This is a genomic window from Intrasporangium sp., assembly GCF_036566125.1.
Lineage (GTDB): Bacteria > Actinomycetota > Actinomycetes > Actinomycetales > Dermatophilaceae > Intrasporangium.
Genome location: NZ_DATCWX010000143.1, coordinates 18,869 through 35,843, shown reverse-complemented (window position 1 = coordinate 35,843; position 16,975 = coordinate 18,869). Strand labels below are relative to the sequence as shown.

The 16,975-nt window shown below is 68.8% G+C and carries 18 protein-coding genes; 13 read left to right on the top strand and 5 right to left on the bottom strand.

What is annotated here, in order from left to right; translation table 11 throughout:
* The first annotated feature begins 149 nt into the window (after window positions 1-149).
* From VIR15_RS08325 to guaA, 3 genes are read left to right on the top strand one after another with little or no spacing between them, the layout of a single operon-like run.
* Window positions 150-899: an SURF1 family protein gene (locus tag VIR15_RS08325; protein ID WP_331927010.1), complete on the top strand. Its 750-nt coding sequence runs from the start codon at window positions 150-152 to the stop codon at window positions 897-899.
* The gene (locus VIR15_RS08320; RefSeq protein ID WP_331927009.1) at window positions 896-1,252 is read left to right on the top strand and encodes a DUF3817 domain-containing protein; all 357 of its coding nucleotides are present in this window, start codon (window positions 896-898) and stop codon (window positions 1,250-1,252) included. The genes VIR15_RS08325 and VIR15_RS08320 overlap by 4 nt, the downstream gene beginning before the upstream one ends.
* 56 nt (window positions 1,253-1,308) lie before the next feature.
* Window positions 1,309-2,892 (top strand): glutamine-hydrolyzing GMP synthase, encoded by a 1,584-nt coding sequence (gene guaA / locus VIR15_RS08315; RefSeq protein ID WP_331927008.1) that lies wholly within the window; start codon window positions 1,309-1,311, stop codon window positions 2,890-2,892.
* Between the two features lie 52 nt (window positions 2,893-2,944).
* Here guaA and VIR15_RS08310 read toward each other — a convergent pair whose 3' ends face one another.
* Together VIR15_RS08310 and VIR15_RS08305 are read right to left on the bottom strand one after the other, a co-directional pair.
* On the bottom strand, window positions 2,945-3,613 hold the full coding sequence (locus VIR15_RS08310) for a DedA family protein (protein ID WP_331927007.1): 669 nt from the start codon (window positions 3,611-3,613) through the stop codon (window positions 2,945-2,947).
* 112 nt (window positions 3,614-3,725) lie between these two features.
* On the bottom strand, window positions 3,726-4,187 hold the full coding sequence (locus VIR15_RS08305) for a hypothetical protein (RefSeq protein ID WP_331927006.1): 462 nt from the start codon (window positions 4,185-4,187) through the stop codon (window positions 3,726-3,728).
* A gap of 167 nt (window positions 4,188-4,354) precedes the next feature.
* On the opposite strand from VIR15_RS08305, the gene asnB reads away from it, so the two are divergent.
* On the top strand, window positions 4,355-7,048 hold the full coding sequence (gene asnB / locus VIR15_RS08300) for an asparagine synthase (glutamine-hydrolyzing) (RefSeq protein WP_331927005.1): 2,694 nt from the start codon (window positions 4,355-4,357) through the stop codon (window positions 7,046-7,048).
* Window positions 7,049-7,128: 80 nt separating this feature from the next.
* Here the strand turns inward: asnB and VIR15_RS08295 are convergent, their stop codons facing one another.
* From VIR15_RS08295 to VIR15_RS08285, 3 genes are all read right to left on the bottom strand, one after another.
* Complete coding sequence (locus VIR15_RS08295; RefSeq protein ID WP_331927011.1) at window positions 7,129-8,793, bottom strand: long-chain-fatty-acid--CoA ligase; 1,665 nt, start codon at window positions 8,791-8,793, stop codon at window positions 7,129-7,131.
* Between the two features lie 78 nt (window positions 8,794-8,871).
* Complete coding sequence (locus VIR15_RS08290; RefSeq protein ID WP_331927004.1) at window positions 8,872-9,987, bottom strand: lysylphosphatidylglycerol synthase transmembrane domain-containing protein; 1,116 nt, start codon at window positions 9,985-9,987, stop codon at window positions 8,872-8,874.
* Window positions 9,984-10,826 (bottom strand): PIG-L deacetylase family protein, encoded by an 843-nt coding sequence (locus VIR15_RS08285; RefSeq protein ID WP_331927003.1) that lies wholly within the window; start codon window positions 10,824-10,826, stop codon window positions 9,984-9,986. Before VIR15_RS08285 ends, VIR15_RS08290 begins: the two co-directional genes overlap by 4 nt.
* A 326-nt stretch (window positions 10,827-11,152) precedes the next feature.
* On the opposite strand from VIR15_RS08285, the gene VIR15_RS08280 reads away from it, so the two are divergent.
* The 9 genes from VIR15_RS08280 (at window position 11,153) to VIR15_RS08240 (ending at window position 16,967) form a co-directional block, all read left to right on the top strand.
* On the top strand, window positions 11,153-11,434 hold the full coding sequence (locus VIR15_RS08280) for a hypothetical protein (RefSeq protein WP_331927002.1): 282 nt from the start codon (window positions 11,153-11,155) through the stop codon (window positions 11,432-11,434).
* A gap of 119 nt (window positions 11,435-11,553) precedes the next feature.
* The gene (locus VIR15_RS08275; RefSeq protein WP_331927001.1) at window positions 11,554-12,276 is read left to right on the top strand and encodes an ABC transporter ATP-binding protein; all 723 of its coding nucleotides are present in this window, start codon (window positions 11,554-11,556) and stop codon (window positions 12,274-12,276) included.
* A complete protein-coding gene (locus tag VIR15_RS08270; protein WP_331927000.1) occupies window positions 12,273-13,790 on the top strand; it encodes a hypothetical protein in 1,518 nt (505 codons plus the stop codon). The genes VIR15_RS08275 and VIR15_RS08270 overlap by 4 nt, the downstream gene beginning before the upstream one ends.
* Window positions 13,774-14,007, top strand: coding sequence for a hypothetical protein (locus VIR15_RS08265; protein ID WP_331926999.1), 234 nt, complete (start codon window positions 13,774-13,776; stop codon window positions 14,005-14,007). The genes VIR15_RS08270 and VIR15_RS08265 overlap by 17 nt, the downstream gene beginning before the upstream one ends.
* A gap of 1 nt (window position 14,008) precedes the next feature.
* Complete coding sequence (locus VIR15_RS08260) at window positions 14,009-14,527, top strand: hypothetical protein (RefSeq protein WP_331926998.1); 519 nt, start codon at window positions 14,009-14,011, stop codon at window positions 14,525-14,527.
* A gap of 12 nt (window positions 14,528-14,539) precedes the next feature.
* On the top strand, window positions 14,540-15,691 hold the full coding sequence (locus VIR15_RS08255) for a glycosyltransferase family 4 protein (RefSeq protein ID WP_331926997.1): 1,152 nt from the start codon (window positions 14,540-14,542) through the stop codon (window positions 15,689-15,691).
* 149 nt (window positions 15,692-15,840) lie between these two features.
* The gene (locus tag VIR15_RS08250) at window positions 15,841-16,386 is read left to right on the top strand and encodes an NUDIX hydrolase (protein ID WP_331926996.1); all 546 of its coding nucleotides are present in this window, start codon (window positions 15,841-15,843) and stop codon (window positions 16,384-16,386) included.
* Between the two features lie 10 nt (window positions 16,387-16,396).
* Complete coding sequence (locus VIR15_RS08245; protein WP_331926995.1) at window positions 16,397-16,741, top strand: hypothetical protein; 345 nt, start codon at window positions 16,397-16,399, stop codon at window positions 16,739-16,741.
* A gap of 10 nt (window positions 16,742-16,751) precedes the next feature.
* Window positions 16,752-16,967, top strand: coding sequence for a hypothetical protein (locus VIR15_RS08240; protein ID WP_331926994.1), 216 nt, complete (start codon window positions 16,752-16,754; stop codon window positions 16,965-16,967).
* Window positions 16,968-16,975 lie beyond the last annotated feature (8 nt).

Genomic DNA, 16,975 nt, shown 5'->3' with positions numbered 1-16,975 from the left:
GCCCCAGCGTGAGGGCAGCCGCGGCGACGGCGAGCAGGATCCGGGGGCGCCGACGGTGGAGGGGCGTGCGGCCGGTCATGAGCGTCGAGTGTGCCACGGCCGGGCGGGCGGCGGCACGGCGGCTCCCTGCCGTGACCTAGGCTTGACGCGTGTTCCGTGGCCTGCTCACCCCGCGCTGGGTGGGCTTGACGATCGTCATGCTCATCGCGGTCGTCGCCTGCGTCTTCCTCGGCCTCTGGCAGCTGGGCGTCGCGCAGGACGAGGGCCGCAAGGAGGCGGTCTCCGCGGCGGCCGCGCTGCCCCGTGCACCGCTCTCCGAGGTGGCGACTCCCCACTCCGCGTTCCAGGCGGAGTTCTCCAACCGGCCCGTGAGCGTCACTGGGACGTATGCCGCTGAGCTGGGTTTCGTCGTCCCCGACCGTCGGCTGGGTGGCCGGGTTGGCTCCTGGGTCGTGACCCCGCTCGACACGCCGGACGGCACCGTGGCCGTGCTCCGCGGGTTCGTCGACGGCACGCCGACGACCGTTCCAGCGCCCCCTGAGGGACCCGTGACCGTGCTCGGCACGCTGGGACCGGGGGAGTCGCCACGCAGCGGTCCGCCCCTGCCTGACGGCCAGCGGCGCGGCATCGACCTGGCGCAGCTCGTCAACGAGTGGCCGGGCGCCCTGTACAACGTCGTGCTGCTGGCCTCGTCCGAGTCGGGACACATCGATCCGGCGCTCGCCCGGGTGCCGCCACCGGAGGCCGACGCACCGCTGAACGTCAAGAACCTCGCCTACGCCGTCCAGTGGTGGGTCTTCGGTCTCTTCGCGATCTGGATGTGGTGGAAGATGTTTCGAGCAGAGCAGCAGCCGGCCGACCCGGAGCCGGCCGCACCGAGAGAGGACGCGCACGCGTGAGCACGTATCCGACCAACCTGGCCAAGCCGAAGCAGATCAGGACGGCCCTGGGCTTCTATCGGGTCATGGCGATCATCGCCGGTATCGCGCTGCTGGTCCTCGTCACCGAGATGGTCATGAAGTACGCACTCGACCAGACCAACTTCCTCACCGAGAACTGGAGCTACATCCACGGCTTCATCTACATGGTCTTCGCGGCGTCGGTCGCGAACCTCGGCGTCAAGCTCGCTTGGGATTTCAAGCGGATCGTCCTCAACCTGCTCGCCGGCTTCGTCCCCATCGTCCCGTGGATCGCGGAGCACCGGAACACACAGGAGGTCAACGCAATCCTCCAGCGCGCCTACGCCGCCTGACCCAGCGTCGAGTCGGCAGTCGCACCGCCCTCGACGCGGGCGGCTAGGCTTCGTGCGTGAGTGAAGCGCACGACCTCCAGGCCCACCCCGTCCTCGTCGTCGACTTCGGCGCGCAGTACGCCCAGCTCATCGCGCGGCGCGTCCGCGAGGCCCAGGTCTACAGCGAGGTCGTGCCGCACTCCATGCCAGTTGCCGACCTGCTCGCCAAGCAGCCCGCCGCGGTCATCCTTTCCGGCGGCCCGAGCTCGGTGTTCGAGGACGGCGCACCGCGCCTCGACCCGGCGTTGCTGGAGGCGGGCGTGCCGGTCCTCGGCATGTGCTACGGGTTCCAGTCCATGGCCCAGGCGCTCGGCGGCACCGTCGACCGCACGGGAGCGCGGGAGTACGGCAAGACCGACGCGTCGATCTCGCGCACCGACTCGACGCTCTTCGACGGCCAGCCGGAGGAGCAGGTCGTGTGGATGTCGCACGGCGACTCGGTGGGCGAGGCCCCGGACGGTTTCCTCGTCACCGCTTCGACGCTGGCCACCCCCGTCGCTGCCTTCGAGGACGACGAGCGCCGCCTCTACGGCGTCCAGTGGCACCCCGAGGTGCTGCACTCCGAGCATGGCCAGCGCGTCATCGAGAACTTCCTCCGAAGGGGCGCGGGCATCAAGCCGGAATGGACCGCTGGCAACGTCGTCGAGGACCTCGTCGCCAGCATCCGTGAGCAGATCGGCCAGGACCGGGTCCTCTGCGCCCTGTCCGGTGGGGTCGACTCCTCTGTCGCAGCGGCCCTCGTCCAGAGGGCCGTTGGCGACCAGCTGACCTGCGTCTTCGTCGACCACGGCCTGCTGCGCGAGGGCGAGGCCGAGCAGGTCGAGAAGGACTTCGTCGAGGCGACCGGAGTCGATCTGGTCGTGGTCGACGCCCAGGAGCGTTTCCTCACTGCGCTCGCCGGCGTCACCGATCCCGAGACGAAACGCAAGATCATCGGTGAGCAGTTCATCCGCGTCTTCGAGCAGGCGGCCCGTGACGTCGTCGGCAGCCACGCGGACGAGGACCACCCGGTCAAGTGGCTCGTGCAGGGCACGCTCTACCCCGATGTCGTGGAATCCGGTGGTGGCGAGGGCGCGGCCAACATCAAGAGCCACCACAACGTCGGCGGCCTGCCCGACGACCTGCAGTTCCGGCTCGTCGAGCCGCTGCGGAGTCTGTTCAAGGACGAGGTCCGTCAGGTCGGCCTCGAGCTCGGTGTGCCGGAGGCGATCGTGTGGCGCCAGCCGTTCCCCGGGCCGGGGCTCGGCATCCGGATCATCGGCGCCGTCGACGCTGAGCGGCTCGCCATCCTGCGCCGCGCGGACGCCATCGCGCGTGAGGAGCTGACCCGAGCCGGGCTCGACCGCGACATCTGGCAGTGCCCGGTCGTGCTGCTCGCCGACGTCCGGTCGGTTGGGGTTCAGGGCGACGGTCGCACCTACGGCCACCCGGTCGTGCTGCGCCCGGTGGCCTCGGAGGACGCGATGACCGCCGACTGGGCTCGGGTGCCGTACGACGTGCTGGCGCACATCTCGACGCGGATCACCAACGAGGTTCCAGAGGTCAACCGGGTCGTCCTCGACGTGACGAGCAAGCCGCCCGGCACCATCGAGTGGGAGTGACCGCAACCCAAGCCTGAGTCGAGCGTGGCGAAGCCGTCGTCACGCGTGGGCCTCACGCGGGGGCGGATGCCTCTGCCTCTGACTCTGCCGGTGACTCTGACTCTGCTGGCTGGGTCCGGCGGGACAGGAGCCGCCGGACGATGTGGTCGGCGGCGACGCCGAGGAGCAGCGCGACCACGATCCCGCCGACCGCGCCGAGCAGCGGGTTCTCCTTGACCCACGCGCCGGCCAGGGCGCCGATCGCCACGCTATAGCTCGCCCAGGTCACCGTGGCGATGCCCGTGAGGCCCATGAAGCGCGGCCGTGGGAACTCGCTCGCACCTGCCGTGACGTTCACGGCAACGCGACCGACCGGGATGTAGCGCGCGACGACGATGAGGACACCACCACGGTGGTCCAGCTCACGGGAGGCGAACCGGAACGCCCGCCGCAATCGGGGCCGGCCGGTGTCGCGGAGCCGGTGGATCGGCGAGTGCCGGCCCAGCGTGTACGTGAGGTTGTCGCCGAGCCAGGCGCCGGTGGCCGCGACGACCACCAGCAGGGCGAGATTCGGCGACGCGTTCGCGACTCCGAAGGCAGCCAAGGCGATGATGATCGACTCGCTGGGCAGCGGTGGCAGGGCCGCATCGAGGGCTGCGAGGAGGAACACGACGCCGAGGGCCCACGGGGTAGCCGCGTGGATCGTGATGAACGCGTTGATCGCGTCGATGGCGTCGACCATGTTTCGACGGTAGGTAGCCATCGGGTCGCACGCATCGTTATTTTCCCTGGCTCGACCCTGACGCTGCCCCGATCAGCGTCAGGGTCATCGATCACTGTCCCTCAGCGCCCCATCACCTGCCCGTCGCGGCAATGTAGACCCCGGTGTTGCCGTTGGGGTTGATGAGCACGGCGGGCGCGAGGCACCGGTCCGGCAGGTTGACCGTGTCCTTGATCTGGGCGTCGCCGGTAGAGCTGAACGGCGCGGCGGCGGTCGTCGCGACGATCATCCCGTTGCAGGCGAGGCTCGCCGACAGGGTCCTGACGGAGCCGACGCCGACGCCGGGGATGAGCAGGCCCGAGACCGTGACCTTGACGGTTCCATCGGTGCCGACCTTCGCCTCCCCGGACGAGATCATCCAGGGCGCGCCGCCACGCACGACGCCGAAGAGTGGCGGGTCGCTGAGGATGCTGCCCTGCAGGGGCGCCTTGAGCAGGCTGTCTGCGTCGGCGGCCACCGCGGCCGACGTGGTGAGCGCGCTCGCTGCGAGGAGGGCTCCGAGCGCAAGGGACGTGGTGCGGGATGGACGGTGCATGGTCAGCTCGCTTCCGTGATGGGAATCGGTTGCTGCCGAAGACGCCGAGGCGCCCAGACCGGTTCAGGGATGGCATCTGACGCGCACGCGACGGGAGTGCGGGAGGGCTGGGACGGGACCTGCGAGCGGATGCGGGCTCAGCGGCATACGCCATTAGGGTGTTCGGCATGTGCGGAATCGCTGGGTACCACGGGCTGACGGCCGACGAGGCGCTGCTGCGCCGGATGAACGACTGCCAGGTCCACCGCGGTCCCGACGGCGACGGCATCTTCACCGACGGCTTGGTCGGATTCGCGCACCGGCGACTGTCGATCATCGACCGGGCGCACGGCCAGCAGCCCATGACGACCGGCGACGGCCGCTACACGATCATCTACAACGGCGAGGTCTACAACTACCTCGACCTGCGCGCCGAGCTCGAACCCCTCGGCCACACGTTCGAGACGGACAGTGACACGGAGGTCGTCCTCCAGGCCTTCGCCGAGTGGGGCGCGGACGCGTTCGACCGCTTCAACGGGATGTTCGGCCTGGCCATCTGGGACGCGCAGGAGCGCTCGCTGACGCTCGCTCGCGACCACTTCGGGATCAAACCGCTGTACGTATGCCGCTCAGCTGGGTCGGGCGCAGATGGCGCGGATGCATGGGTGTTCAGTTCCGAGATCAAGCCGATCCTGGCCTCGGGGCTCTACGAGAAGCGGCCGAACGACCGGACCATCTACCGCTATCTCCGCTTCCGGATCCACGAGGACGGGCGCGAGACCTTCTTCGACGGGGTCGAGCGGCTCGAGCCGGGCGAGCTGATGACGATCGCCGCGGACGGTTCCGTGGAGCGGCGGCCGTTCACGCGGTTGCGCGAGGAGCTGCTCGAGCGGGCCCGCGAGCAGCGGCCGTACGACGAGGCGGCGGCTCGGGAGTACCGCGAGCGCCTGGTCGAGTCGGTGCGGCTGAGGCTGCAGTCGGAGGTGCCCGTCGGGACGTCCCTCTCGGGTGGTCTCGACTCGTCGGCCGTGGCCGTCATCATCAACCGCCTGCTCAACGAGCATGACAAGACCGCGGAATCCGTTGGCGCACAGCAGAACACGTTTTCCGCCGTCTTTCCCAACTCGATCAACGACGAGGAGCGCTACGTCGACGACGTCCTCGAGATCTGCCGGGGACGCGTCGACGGGCACAAGATCAAGCCGACCGCATCCGAGTTCAAGGAGGACCTCGAGGACTTCGTGCGGACCCAGGAGGAGCCGCTCATCTCGAGCGGCCCCTACGCGCAGTACCAGGTGATGCGCGAGGCGACGAAGCACGTCACCGTCCTGCTCGACGGGCAGGGCGCCGACGAGATGATGGCCGGCTACATCCCCTACTACTTCGTCTACCTGCGCCAGCTTCGGGCGCAGGGCGCGGTGGCGGCGGCGCGTGAGCTGTCCAAGTCGCTCGACGTGCTCTACCGCCTGGGGCGGTTCAAGCTCAAGGCGAGGCTGCGCGGGCGCAAGGACATCCCGACGACCCAGCTGCTCGGCCAGCAGTTCGTGGCCGAGCACCAGGCGGAGCGGTACGCGGTCGAGGGGTCGAACCTCAAGAAGCGCCTCGTCGAGGACCTCTTCGTCGGCTCGCTCCCGTCGCTGCTGCGCTACGAGGACAAGAACACGATGCGGTTCTCGCTCGAGGGCCGGGTGCCATTCCTCGACAAGGAGGTCGTGAAGTTCATCTTCTCGCTGTCCGACGAGGCGATCATCAAGGACGGGTGGAACAAGCGCATCCTGCGCGACGCGACGCGCGACCTGCTTCCCGAGTCGATCAACCGGCGTCGCAACAAGGTCGGCTTCACGACGCCGCAGGGCGAGTGGTTCATGCGGCTGAAGAACCACTTCTACGGGATCTTCCTGTCGGAGTCCTTCGCCAACCGGTCCTACTTCAACCAGACCGAGGTGCTGCACGCCTTCGAGGGATGGATCAAGGGGACCAACGACGTCGACTCGATGACGTTCTGGCGCCTCATCAACCTCGAGCTGTGGCTGCAGGAGTACTTCGACGAGAAGCCGGCGGACGCCGACGTCGCGCCCCGGGTCAAGACGGACTACGAGCCGAACGCCCGCAAGGAGCTCGATCTCGTGCTCGACGCCGCCGGAGGGGCCGGTCCCGACGCTGGCAGGACGGTACGGCGCTACCCGTTGCGCACCGACCTCTATTCGCGGGAGGACGACCTCGAGGGGAAGACCCTCGGCTACCTCGAGCGGTTCTTCGCCGGACTGCCAGCGGCCGCCGGGGACCACGACGTCGCCACCAAGGGTCGCTGGTACTTCTTCATCTCGGAGAAGATCGTCGCCATCACGCAGGGCCGCTCCTACTTCATCTGGGACATCAAGGTCTCGCGTCCGGCGCGCATCCTGTCGCGCTACGTGACGCGCACGCCTGCCGGGATCGGGCTCGGCTCGCCCTTCACGATGCAGCTCGCCATCGAGGAGGCCGGCCTACCGCGGGTCCTCTACGCCTCGGCCGGTGGTGCCGTCGGCAAGCTCATCGGCAAGCGGGGGCTCTTCTACGAGCTCGTCGGCGGTGACATCCGCGCCATCGACGGCCCCACGGAGTACTCCGTCTACCCGGCCAACGTCTCGGCCAAGCTCGCCCCCAAGGATCCGGACGCCGTGGCGGCGCGCCTGTCCGCCCTGATCCGTGAGCGCGTCCCCGCCCCGTGGCGCGATTCCTTCGGTGGGACCGTCGTCATGGACGCCAACGACATCGGCCGCAACGTCCTCGGCATGGACGCGCCGGGCCCCAAGGAGCGCTATGAGGCGATGTTCGCCGACAACCCGCTGGGCCAGGGGTCGGAGCAGACGCCGATGGCCGTCGTCTTCGAGCAGTCCTGACCGCACCACCACCCCTGATCGAGTGAACAGCTTTCGGGCCGAAAGTTGTTCACTCGATTGGAGGGGGACGGTCCAGTGCGTCAGCCGGCGAGCAGCTGGTCTCGAACCTGTCGCCGCAGCACCTTGCCGATGATCGTCTTGGGCAGCTCGTCGACGACCTCGATACGGCGGGGGACCTTGTAGGCCGCGAGGTGGGCGCGGCAGTGCTCGCGCGCAGCCTCGGGGTCGAAGGCGTCCGGGTCCTTGACGGCGACCGCGGCGACGACCTGCTCGCTCCCGTCCTGCCTGGGGAGGCCCACGACGGCGGCGTCCGTCACACCGGGGTACTGCATCAGCACCGACTCCACCTCCGACGGCATGACGTTGAAGCCGCCCGTGATGATGATCTCCTTGATCCGGTCGACCACCGAGACGAATCCGTCGTCGTCGACCTCGACGATGTCTCCGGTGCGCAGCCAGCCGCCATCGAGCAGCGTGGCAGCGGTCTCATCCGGCTTCCGCCAGTAGCCGGTGAAGACCTGGGGGCCGCGGATCAGCAGCTCACCCCGTTCTCCCCGCGGACGGCCCACGTCGGGGTGGTCCGGATCGACCACCCGGATCTCCGTGCTGGGGAAGGGAACCCCAACCGCGCCTGGCCTGCGGGTGGGGCCGATGGGGTTGCCCAGGGCGATGGGAGATGCCTCGGTCAGCCCGTAGCCCTCGACGAGCAGACCGCCCGTCACCGACTCCCAGAGCTCGAGGGTGTCCGGCGGCAGGGTCATGGCACCCGAGAACGCCCATCGCGCTGCCGACATGTCGATACCGCGTTCCTTCGCGGCCTTCGCGAGCTGGGCATAGATCGGCGGCACCGCGGGGAGGAAGGTCGGCGGGTGCTTCTTGGCCGCGGTGAGGACGAGGTCGACGTCGAACCGGGGGAACAGGACGAGCCGGGCTCCCGCACTCATCGCGAAGGTCACGCACAGCGTCAGGCCGTAGGCGTGGAACATCGGCAGGATCGCGTAGATGGTCTCCGACCCGGCGCCGATGCCGGGGACCCATGCCCGTCCCTGGGCGGCATTGGCGACAAGGTTGTGGTGCGTCAGCATCGCCCCCTTCGGCACTCCAGTCGTGCCGCTCGTGTACTGGATCGCCGCGAGGTCCTCGACCGCCGGCTTGGGATGCGTGGGCTCGATCCGACCCTGCCTCAGCAGCTGCCCCCAGGGGATGCAACCGGGTGCGGGCTCAGTCAGGGCGGACCGCAGGACACGAACCCTGGGGATCGGCAGCTGGAGCGCCAGCCGTTTGGCGAGCGGCATGGCATGGATGAGGTTGACGGCGATGACCTGCTTGACGCCGGGCAGCTGGCGCACCCTGGGCCCCACCTTGTCCCAGGCGATGGCAAGCGTCGCCTCGTGGTCCCGGAACTGCGTCTCGAGCTCTTCGGCGGTATAGAGCGGGTTGTGCTCGACGACCACAGCGCCGAGTCGCAGCACGGCATAGAAGGCGACGACGTGCTGGGGGCAGTTCGGCAGCACAAGGGCGACCCGATCGCCCTTGCGGACCCCGAGGCGGCGCAGGCCCTCGGCCGCTCGGGCCACGTGGTCACCGAGCTGGCTGTACGTCGTCTCAGCACCGAAGAACTCGAGTGCGGTTCGGTCGGCGAACTGCGCCACTGATGAGTCGAGCAGGTCCGTCAGCGACCCGGTCACCGGTTCGATGTCGTGCGGCACCCCCTCGGCATAGCTGCTCAGCCAGATCCGTTCCATTGCCTCGGCCACGACTCGCTCCCTTCCCAGGCGACTCTGCGACACCTGCATCAACGGTAGTGCCGGAACGCCTGCGCGCTAGATCCGTCCGGGCCGCGGGCCGCGGTGCTCCTCGAGCTGCCTGCCTCCCACCCGGACATCGACGGAGTCCTCGTCCTCGCCGGCCTCGTCGTAGGCCGCATCCGCGGGGATCCGCTTCGGGCTGGCCCACCACAGCGCCCAGCCGAGCACGCCGAGGGGCACCTCGAAGAAGTGCGTGTAGAGCGAGAAGAGCACGACACCGGCGGTCGCCTGGGCGGGATCGGCGCCCCACCCGACGAGAACGGCTGCGGTGCCGGCCTCCGTGACGCCCAGGCCGCCCGGCGTGATGCCGACGGCCGTGAGCAGCCGCCCGACCGTGTAGGCGCCGAACATGTAGGCGAACGGCATCTGCACACCCATCGAGTTGAGGCAGAACCAGAACAGGATGTAGTAGACGCCGAAGAAGCCGACGAGGCCGTAGGTCATCTCGAGCCAGCCGTAGCGGACGATCTCGATGATGTCGTGGCGCATCCCGACGAGGGTCTTCTCGAAGTCCGTGTCGGCGGCCTTCTTGCGGCGGATCCGGCGCCACACGCGGGTCGACTGCCGTCCCAGCTTGTGGGCGAAGTCCTCGGATGCGAGGACTCCCCAGAAGGCGACGATGACGGCGAGGCCGATGAGCGCGCCGATGATGGCGGCTTGGGCGACGACCGGGTTGAGCTGCCCGATCCCGATGAGGATGGCAAGGATTCCCACGACGGGCAGGACGACCCGGGCGAGGACGTTCCAGACGCCAGTGACGATGACCATGGTGGAGATGTCCCGGCGCAGGAAGCCCCAGGAGCGCAGCTGGTGGTACGTGACGACGACACCGGCGGCGCCCCCTCCCGGCAGCAGGTTGCCGATCGAGGATCCGCACGCGTTGACGATCATCGCCTGTCCGTGGGTCAGCCCCTTGAGCGACCCGGTGTAGAGGAAGGTGACGAGCCACAGCCCCGAGATCATCAGGATGGTCAGCCCGACGACCGTGCTGGCCTGCAGGCCGGAGAGGGTGGCCCACACGTCGGTCCACGTCGTGTGCGCGATGCGCGGCAGGCCCCACCAGAGCAGGAAGACGGCCAGGCCGATGCCGACGACGAACTGCAGTGCCTTGCGCACGAACGCGCGGTTCACGCCAGTCCTTCAAACACGTCATGCCGTATGCCGCTGGGCTCGCTCCCCGGATCACGTCCCCTCAGGTGGGGGGTGGCGTCCACGTACCACTCACGGCCGAAGACGAGGTCGTACACCGGCCGAGGGATGCGGAGGAAGGCGGCGAGGGTGCGGTCGGCGCCTCCGTCGGCGCTCGCCTGGGACGCATGGGCTCGCATCGAGGCCCGCTTGGCGGCGATGTGGCGGCGGACGTTGATCCGGTGGGTGATGTCGCGGCGTGCCGAGAAGGCGCGGTCGAAGCTGTGCCGGTCGAAGTCCGGCGGGAAGCGGTACACCCTGGCGGCGAGGTCGAGGGCGCGGCAGATGGTGTCCCGGGGCACAGTGGCCTCGAGCAGGCGGGGCGTGCGGGCGAGCTCGGCCGCCCGGCGTGCGACGTGGTGGACCTTCTTGTGGTCCGGGTGGCCGTAGCCGCCGTTCTCGTCATAACCGAGGAGGACATCCACCTGTTCCTCGGCGAGGATCGCGGCGAGGCGCTGGGCAGCCTCGTCCGTGTCGGCCCGGACGAAGCGGGTGCGACCCGGAGGGTCGGGAAGCAGCTCGGGGCCGAGCCCGCTGTCCGCGTAGCCGAGGTGCTCGACCCGCGCGACACCCAGGGCCCGTGCGCTCGTCTCGAGCTCATCGCGTCGCCGCGCGGCGAGACCGCCGGCGGCGTAGGCTTGCGACGCGAGCCCCAGTTCGCCATCGGTCGCGACGACGAGCACCACGCGATGCCCCTCGGCCGCGGCGCGCGCCATCGTGCCCGACGTGAGGAATGCCTCGTCGTCAGGGTGGGCATGGAAGGCGAGCAGCGTGGGGGACATGAGTGGTCCCATCTTTACCCATCGAGCACCGTTCCCTCGTCCATTTTGGGGCCGCCGCCCCGTCCCACCCGGCGGACGGAGTCGTCGACGGCTCCTTCACGGCGGGGCCTGGGCGGCGTATCCGGATCCGTCCCGGGGGTTACCGGCGGTATGGGTAAACGCCTCGTAAATAATTGACAGGTACACCCATGATTGGTTGACGCCATAGCCGTTGCACTGCTTGGCTCAACGTGTCGCAGGGGGCCCTTTCTATCCAGAACGCGACGTTTTCGTTCACATCGAACGGCTCAGGGGAAAACTAGTTCACGGAAAGGAAAGTGGTTCACATGTCTGTTCCAGTCATGTCTCCGACCAGCGTTTCCGATACGGCTTCGGAGCGCGCCTACGAGATGTCGATGCGCGCTTTCGGCGTGGCTCGAACGAAGTTCGACAACGCCCTCATCAGGTACGACGCCTGGTACCTCGTCTTCGTCGCGGTCATCCTCGCGCTGGGCGCCACCCTCATCATCGGCATGGCCATCTGGTGCGTGGTCTACAAGGGCAAGAAGTTCACGGGGCGCTGGTCCCTGCGGAACTTCGGGCTCAGCGTCTACTTCGAGTGTGTGTAGCGGGTGACCGGCTGACGCCATCCTGCTCTGCTCGACGACGTGTGGCCGGCTCATGGCCCAGGCTCCCTGGGCCGGCCGCACGTCGCCCCGCATGCTGTGCCGAGGAAGGGACACCGCCAGTGCCAGTGCTAGAAGTCATGGGCGTCACCTACTCGTACGACGGGTTCGTCACCGTCCTCGAGCAGGTCGGCTTCGACGTCGACGCCGGAGAGATCGTGGGCCTGCTGGGCCCGAATGGTTCGGGCAAGTCGACCCTCATCAAGACGGTCTTCGACCTGCTTCAGCTGCAAGCCGGATCGATCGCCGTCGGAGGCCACGAGCACGTGTCGCCGGTGGCGAAGTCAGCGGCGATGTACCTCGCCAGCAACGACTACCTGCCGCAGTTCCTCACGGGACGGGAGTACGTCGAGATGCTCGGCCGGCTCTACGGAGTCGAGGTGGACCATGCCGTCGCCGATCGGCTCTTCGAGACCTTCTCGATGTCGGGCCGCTACGACGACCTCATCGAGGACTACTCCCACGGCATGCGCAAGAAGACGCAGCTCATCTCTGCGCTGCTCATGCGCCGGCCCCTCACGATCATCGACGAGACCCTCAACGGGATCGACATCGAGGCGCTGTACCTCACGGAGCAGGAGCTGACGCGGCTCCGCGACGAGGGCCGGTCGGTCGTCCTGTGCACCCACGACTTCGCCCTCCTCGAGCGGCTCGCCGATCGGGTGCTCTTCCTCGATCACGGCATCCTCGTCGCCGATGCGAGCACGTCCTCGCTGGTGGAGGAGCACGGCTCGCTCGCCACGATGGTCTTCGGACACCTCGACTCGCAGTCCCGCCGGCCATGAGACTGCGCAGCTCACTCGTCCTGGCGCGGATGCTTCTGCGCTTCTTCCTCCGACGGGTTTCTCGCATGGGCGTGCTCCGGTCGGCCCCGGTGAAGGTGCTGGCGCTGGCGATGGTGGCCACCATCCTCGTGACCGGCGCCATCGCCGCCTACTTCTTCCTGGAGCCGATGACGTCCGAGGCCAAGGTGTGGGGCCTGCTGTTCGAGATGTCGACCGTCTCCGTGGTGCTCTGGGTCCAGATCGCCTTCCTGCTCGTCAAGATCCTCTTCCTCAACGCCGCCGGGATGCTCGAGCTCAGCTTTCAGCTGCCCCTGACGAACCGGGAACGCGCCGTCGCCCTGCTCGTCTACGAGGCCAGCATGGCGGGCATCGTCTCGATGATCGGGTTCACCTCGCTCACCGCCGCAGCGCTCGTCCTCCTCGGACCGGCCGCTCTGCTCCGGCTGCTCGAGGCCATCGTCTTCCCGATGATCCTGACCTATCTCGTGCTCAGCGTCGGCTACCTCGTGCTCGGCCGGATCCTCTCCCTGGTCGGGCTGGAGCGCGTCCAGCACCTCGTCCTCATCCTCGTCGTGTTCGGGCTGATCATGCTGTACGCGTCGAGGTTGGGGCCGCTCTCGTCACGGGCGACGGAGGCCTACCTGTCCGACCGCTCCGAGTACGTCTGGGTCGCCTCACTCGCCTGGATCACGCGCATGTACGGACCGGTCGCCATGGTGGCCGTGTTCCTCCTGGCGGCCGCGGCGCTCGTGGCCGTGGCGCTCTGGGCCACGCCCAACCAGCATGTTGCCCACTCCCGTTACCTCAACCTGCCGTTCGACTGGCCGCTCACTCGGCGGCTGGGCCCCTACGATCGGTGCCTCTTGCGGAGCTCGCAGACCTGGCTGGCGATCGCCGTGTCGGTGGTCGTCTTCATCGGTTTGATCATCGATCCCGTCGTCAACCCGCTGTGGGCGCTCGCCGTGTTGTCCATGAGCGGCCTCTACCAGTTTGCTGCGACCGAGCCGCTGCGCGTGCTGGTGGCCGACGGGGCGCAGCCCTGGCGGACGTACGGCAGGCTCGTCAAGGCCCACATGGTCCTGGTCGGGGCCGTCGCCGTGCCGACCGTGGCCGTCCTCGCCGCCGTGCGGCCCGACCACCTCGCTGGCGCGGCGCTCGCCCTCGTCGGGTGCCTCGGTGGCGCCCTGGTCGCGATCTGCATCGGAATTGCTTTTCCCGCCGAGAGCGACAACCCATTCTCGGTTTTTGTTGGGCTCTCCGTCACCGCTGCCGTCCTTGGCCTCCTGGGAATTGCGCTCGGAATTCTGCAGCTGCCGCAGACCGTGGTCCTCATCATTGCAGCCGGAACCGGTGCGCTCATCGTCTGGTACAGCGTCCAAGGAATTCGAGCCTTCGATTCAAGGAGAAGAAATGAAAAAGGCGCTTCTGCTCGTCAACAGCACGGTTGGCGCGGCGCTGCTGACCCTCGTAGTCGCAGCGGGAGCACTGCTCTATCTCATGTTCTCGACCGATGAGGACAACGTGCGCAAGGAAGGACTCTTCGGGTCCGTCTTCTTCGAGACCCGCGAGGTGCGGGAGGGGGTCATCGGCTCGTCGATGGGCGTCGACAACCCGCTGGGCCTGGTTGTCATCTTCCTCGTCCTGTTCGGGCTCGTCACGCTCACCCAGATCGCCTTCCACAGTCTCAAGGCGTACCGGGCCGAGCTGATCCGCGAGCGGTCCCATAGCTAGCGTGCGGACGTGGCCGGTCGCCGAGCTGCGGCTGCGCCACGTGGTCGGGGGAGTGGCCATGCAGGTCTGGCCGCTGCTCGGGCTCGTCGTCCTGTTCGTCGGCGGCGCCGCGGTGTGGCACGTGGTGTCCGGCGACCACAGCCTCATCGACGTGGCAGCGGGCTTCGGTCAGGTGGTCGTCGTGGGGTTGGTGGGCTCCTTCGCGCTGCACGAGGTCGCCCACGTGGTCCTGCTGCGGTGCCCCCCCGGCGTGACCCACATCACCCTCGAGCGCACCGCCTGGCGGTTCTCGGTGGCACCGCTCGGCACGCTCTCGGCCCGTGAGGTCGGCCTCGTCGCCTTGGCCGGTCCGGGCGCCTGTCTCCTCGCCGCCCCTGTCTGGTGGATGGTGCTCCCTGAGTCGGGCTTGGCGTGGTGGTACGCCGCCCACCTCGTCTTTCTCCTGCCTCTTTTCGGCGACGGCCGGATGCTCGTCGCGAGTGTCCGAGCCGGGGCACTCAAGACGGGTTGGCGCGCATGACAGAGTGATCCCGTGAAGGTGGCACTGCTGACGGACTGTTACCTACCCAGGTTGGGTGGGATCGAGATCCAGTCGCACGACCTGGCCCGCCACCTCGTCGAGCTCGGGCACCAGGTCGAGGTCTTCACCGCGACCCCTGGTCCGGACGGTGAGATGCACGGGGAGATCACCGTCGTCGACGGCATGCCGGTGCACCGCCTCGCCATCCGCCTGCCGTGGGAGCTGCCTGTCAACCCACTCGCGCCACGTGAGCTGCGCCGTCGCCTCACCGGAGGCGGCTTCGACGTGGCCCACATCCAGACCGGGGTCGTTTCACCGTTCGCCTGGGACAGCACTCGAGTCACCCTCGGCCTCGGCCTTCCCACCGCGATGACGTGGCACTGCATGCTCGGGCCGGTGGCGCCCGGCTTCGGTGCCGTCGGCTTTGTGAAGAGGTGGGCCGCCAAGGGCGTCGCGATGTCGGCCGTGTCGGCGGTGGCGGCGCGGCCCCTGCGAGACCTCGTCGGGCCGTCCGCGTCGGTCTCCGTCCTGCCGAACGGGATCGACGTGGACCGCTGGCGCCCCCCCACCACCCCCACCCCTCAATCGAGTGAACAAGAAATGCCGCTGCGGTTGGTCACCGCGATGCGGCTCGCCGCGCGCAAGCGTCCCCGCGCCCTCGTCGAGCTGGTCGCCCGCGCCGAGCGACTGGCCGGCGCCGGCTCCTTCAGCCTGACGATCCTCGGCGAGGGGCCCGACCGAGGCAAGGTCGAGTCCTATCTCGCCGACGAGGGCATCGACTGGGTGTCCCTGCCCGGCCGGGTCCCGCGCGACGAGCTGCGAGCCAGGTATGCCGCTGCAGACGTCTACGTGTCACCGTCGGCCCTCGAGTCCTTCGGGATCGCGGCGCTCGAGGCACGGACCACCGGACTGCCCGTCGTGGGGCGGTCCGGGTCCGGGATCGGCGAGTTCGTCACCCATGGGGAAGGCGGTCTCATCGTGCCGGACGACGCAGCCATGGCCGGTGCCCTGGCGGGTCTCGCTGCCGACCGCGAGCGCCTCGCCGCAATGCGCCGCTGGAACCTCGAGCACCCTCCGGATCAGGACTGGCCCCGCGTCGCGGCGCTCACGGTCGCCGAGTACGAGCGGGCGATCGCCCTGTCCGCGGCTGTGGGTCGCCGATGAGGACGAATGTCCCCGGTGGAATTCGTGTCGTGGGGCTGGCGCCGGACGGAACCCGGGTCGACGCCGGCCGACTCGCCCATGGGCAGCCCCCCGCTGCCCTCCTGGCCCAGCAAGGCTGGCGTATCGAATCACCTTGGGCGGCAGATGTAGTGAAGGAAGGGGCGCTCGAGCTGGCGTTCAGCGTGAGCGAGCTCAGCGGCATACCCCTTCTTGCAGAGGACGTCCCGCGGGACCCAGACGTGGCGCCCGGTGAGGCGGGTGATCCCTTCCAGCGGGTTGCCGCCTACGCCATCGTGACGAGCGACCGTGGGCTGCTGCTGACCCAGTTCAACGACCAGACGCACATCCCCGGCGAGTGGGGACTGCCCGGGGGTGGGCTTGATGCGGGCGAGTCGCCGGTCGAGGGCGTCCATCGGGAGGTGTGGGAGGAGACCGGTCAGCGCATCGCTCTCGAGGGCCTCGTCGACGTGCAGTCCTCGCACTGGATCGGCCGGGCGCCGAACGGCGTGGTCGAGGACTTCCACGCCGTGCGCATCGTCTACCGCGCGACGTGCCCGGAGCCACGCGAGGTCGTCATCAACGACGTCGGCGGAACGACGGGGGACGCCCGCTGGGTGGCGGTCGAACAGCTCGGCGACTACCCGCTCAGTCGCTCGTGGCACCACCTGTCCGAGGGCTACCTGGGCCGTCCGTAGGATGCCCGCCATGGACTTCCTCTACAAGCTCGTCGTCGCCCTCCATCTGCTCGGCTTTGCCGTCATCGTCGGCGGATGGGTCGTGTCACGCGGTGCCGAGCGCTTCCCGCAGGCCGTCCTGTGGGCGGCTCGGGCGCAGTTCCTGCTGGGTCTGCTCATCGTCGGCCTGGCCGAGTCCATGGACAAGACGCTCAACTACCCGAAGATCGGCGTCAAGCTGGTGCTCGGCCTCGTCGTCGTCGCGATGGCCGAGATCGGCAACGCCCGCTCGCGCAAGGGCCAGTCCGCGAAGACACAGCTCGACGCCGCCGGTGGCGCAGGGCTGCTGGCCGCGCTCGTCGCCGCCCTCTGGTGAGCCGGCCGAGGTGCGTTGGAACGGCGGAGTCCTTGCCGGACTCCTCATCGGACTGGTCTGGGTCGTCGCGGGGGGAGCCCTCGTCGTCGTCGGACGGCGGCGACGGCTGAACTCCACTGCGGACGGCGCCGGCAGTGTCGGCATCATCGGCATCTTCCTGCTCGTCGTCGGAGCGCTGACCCTCTTCGCGACGCTCCTGCTCAGCATCGTGCCGGGCAACGACTGACGCAGTGG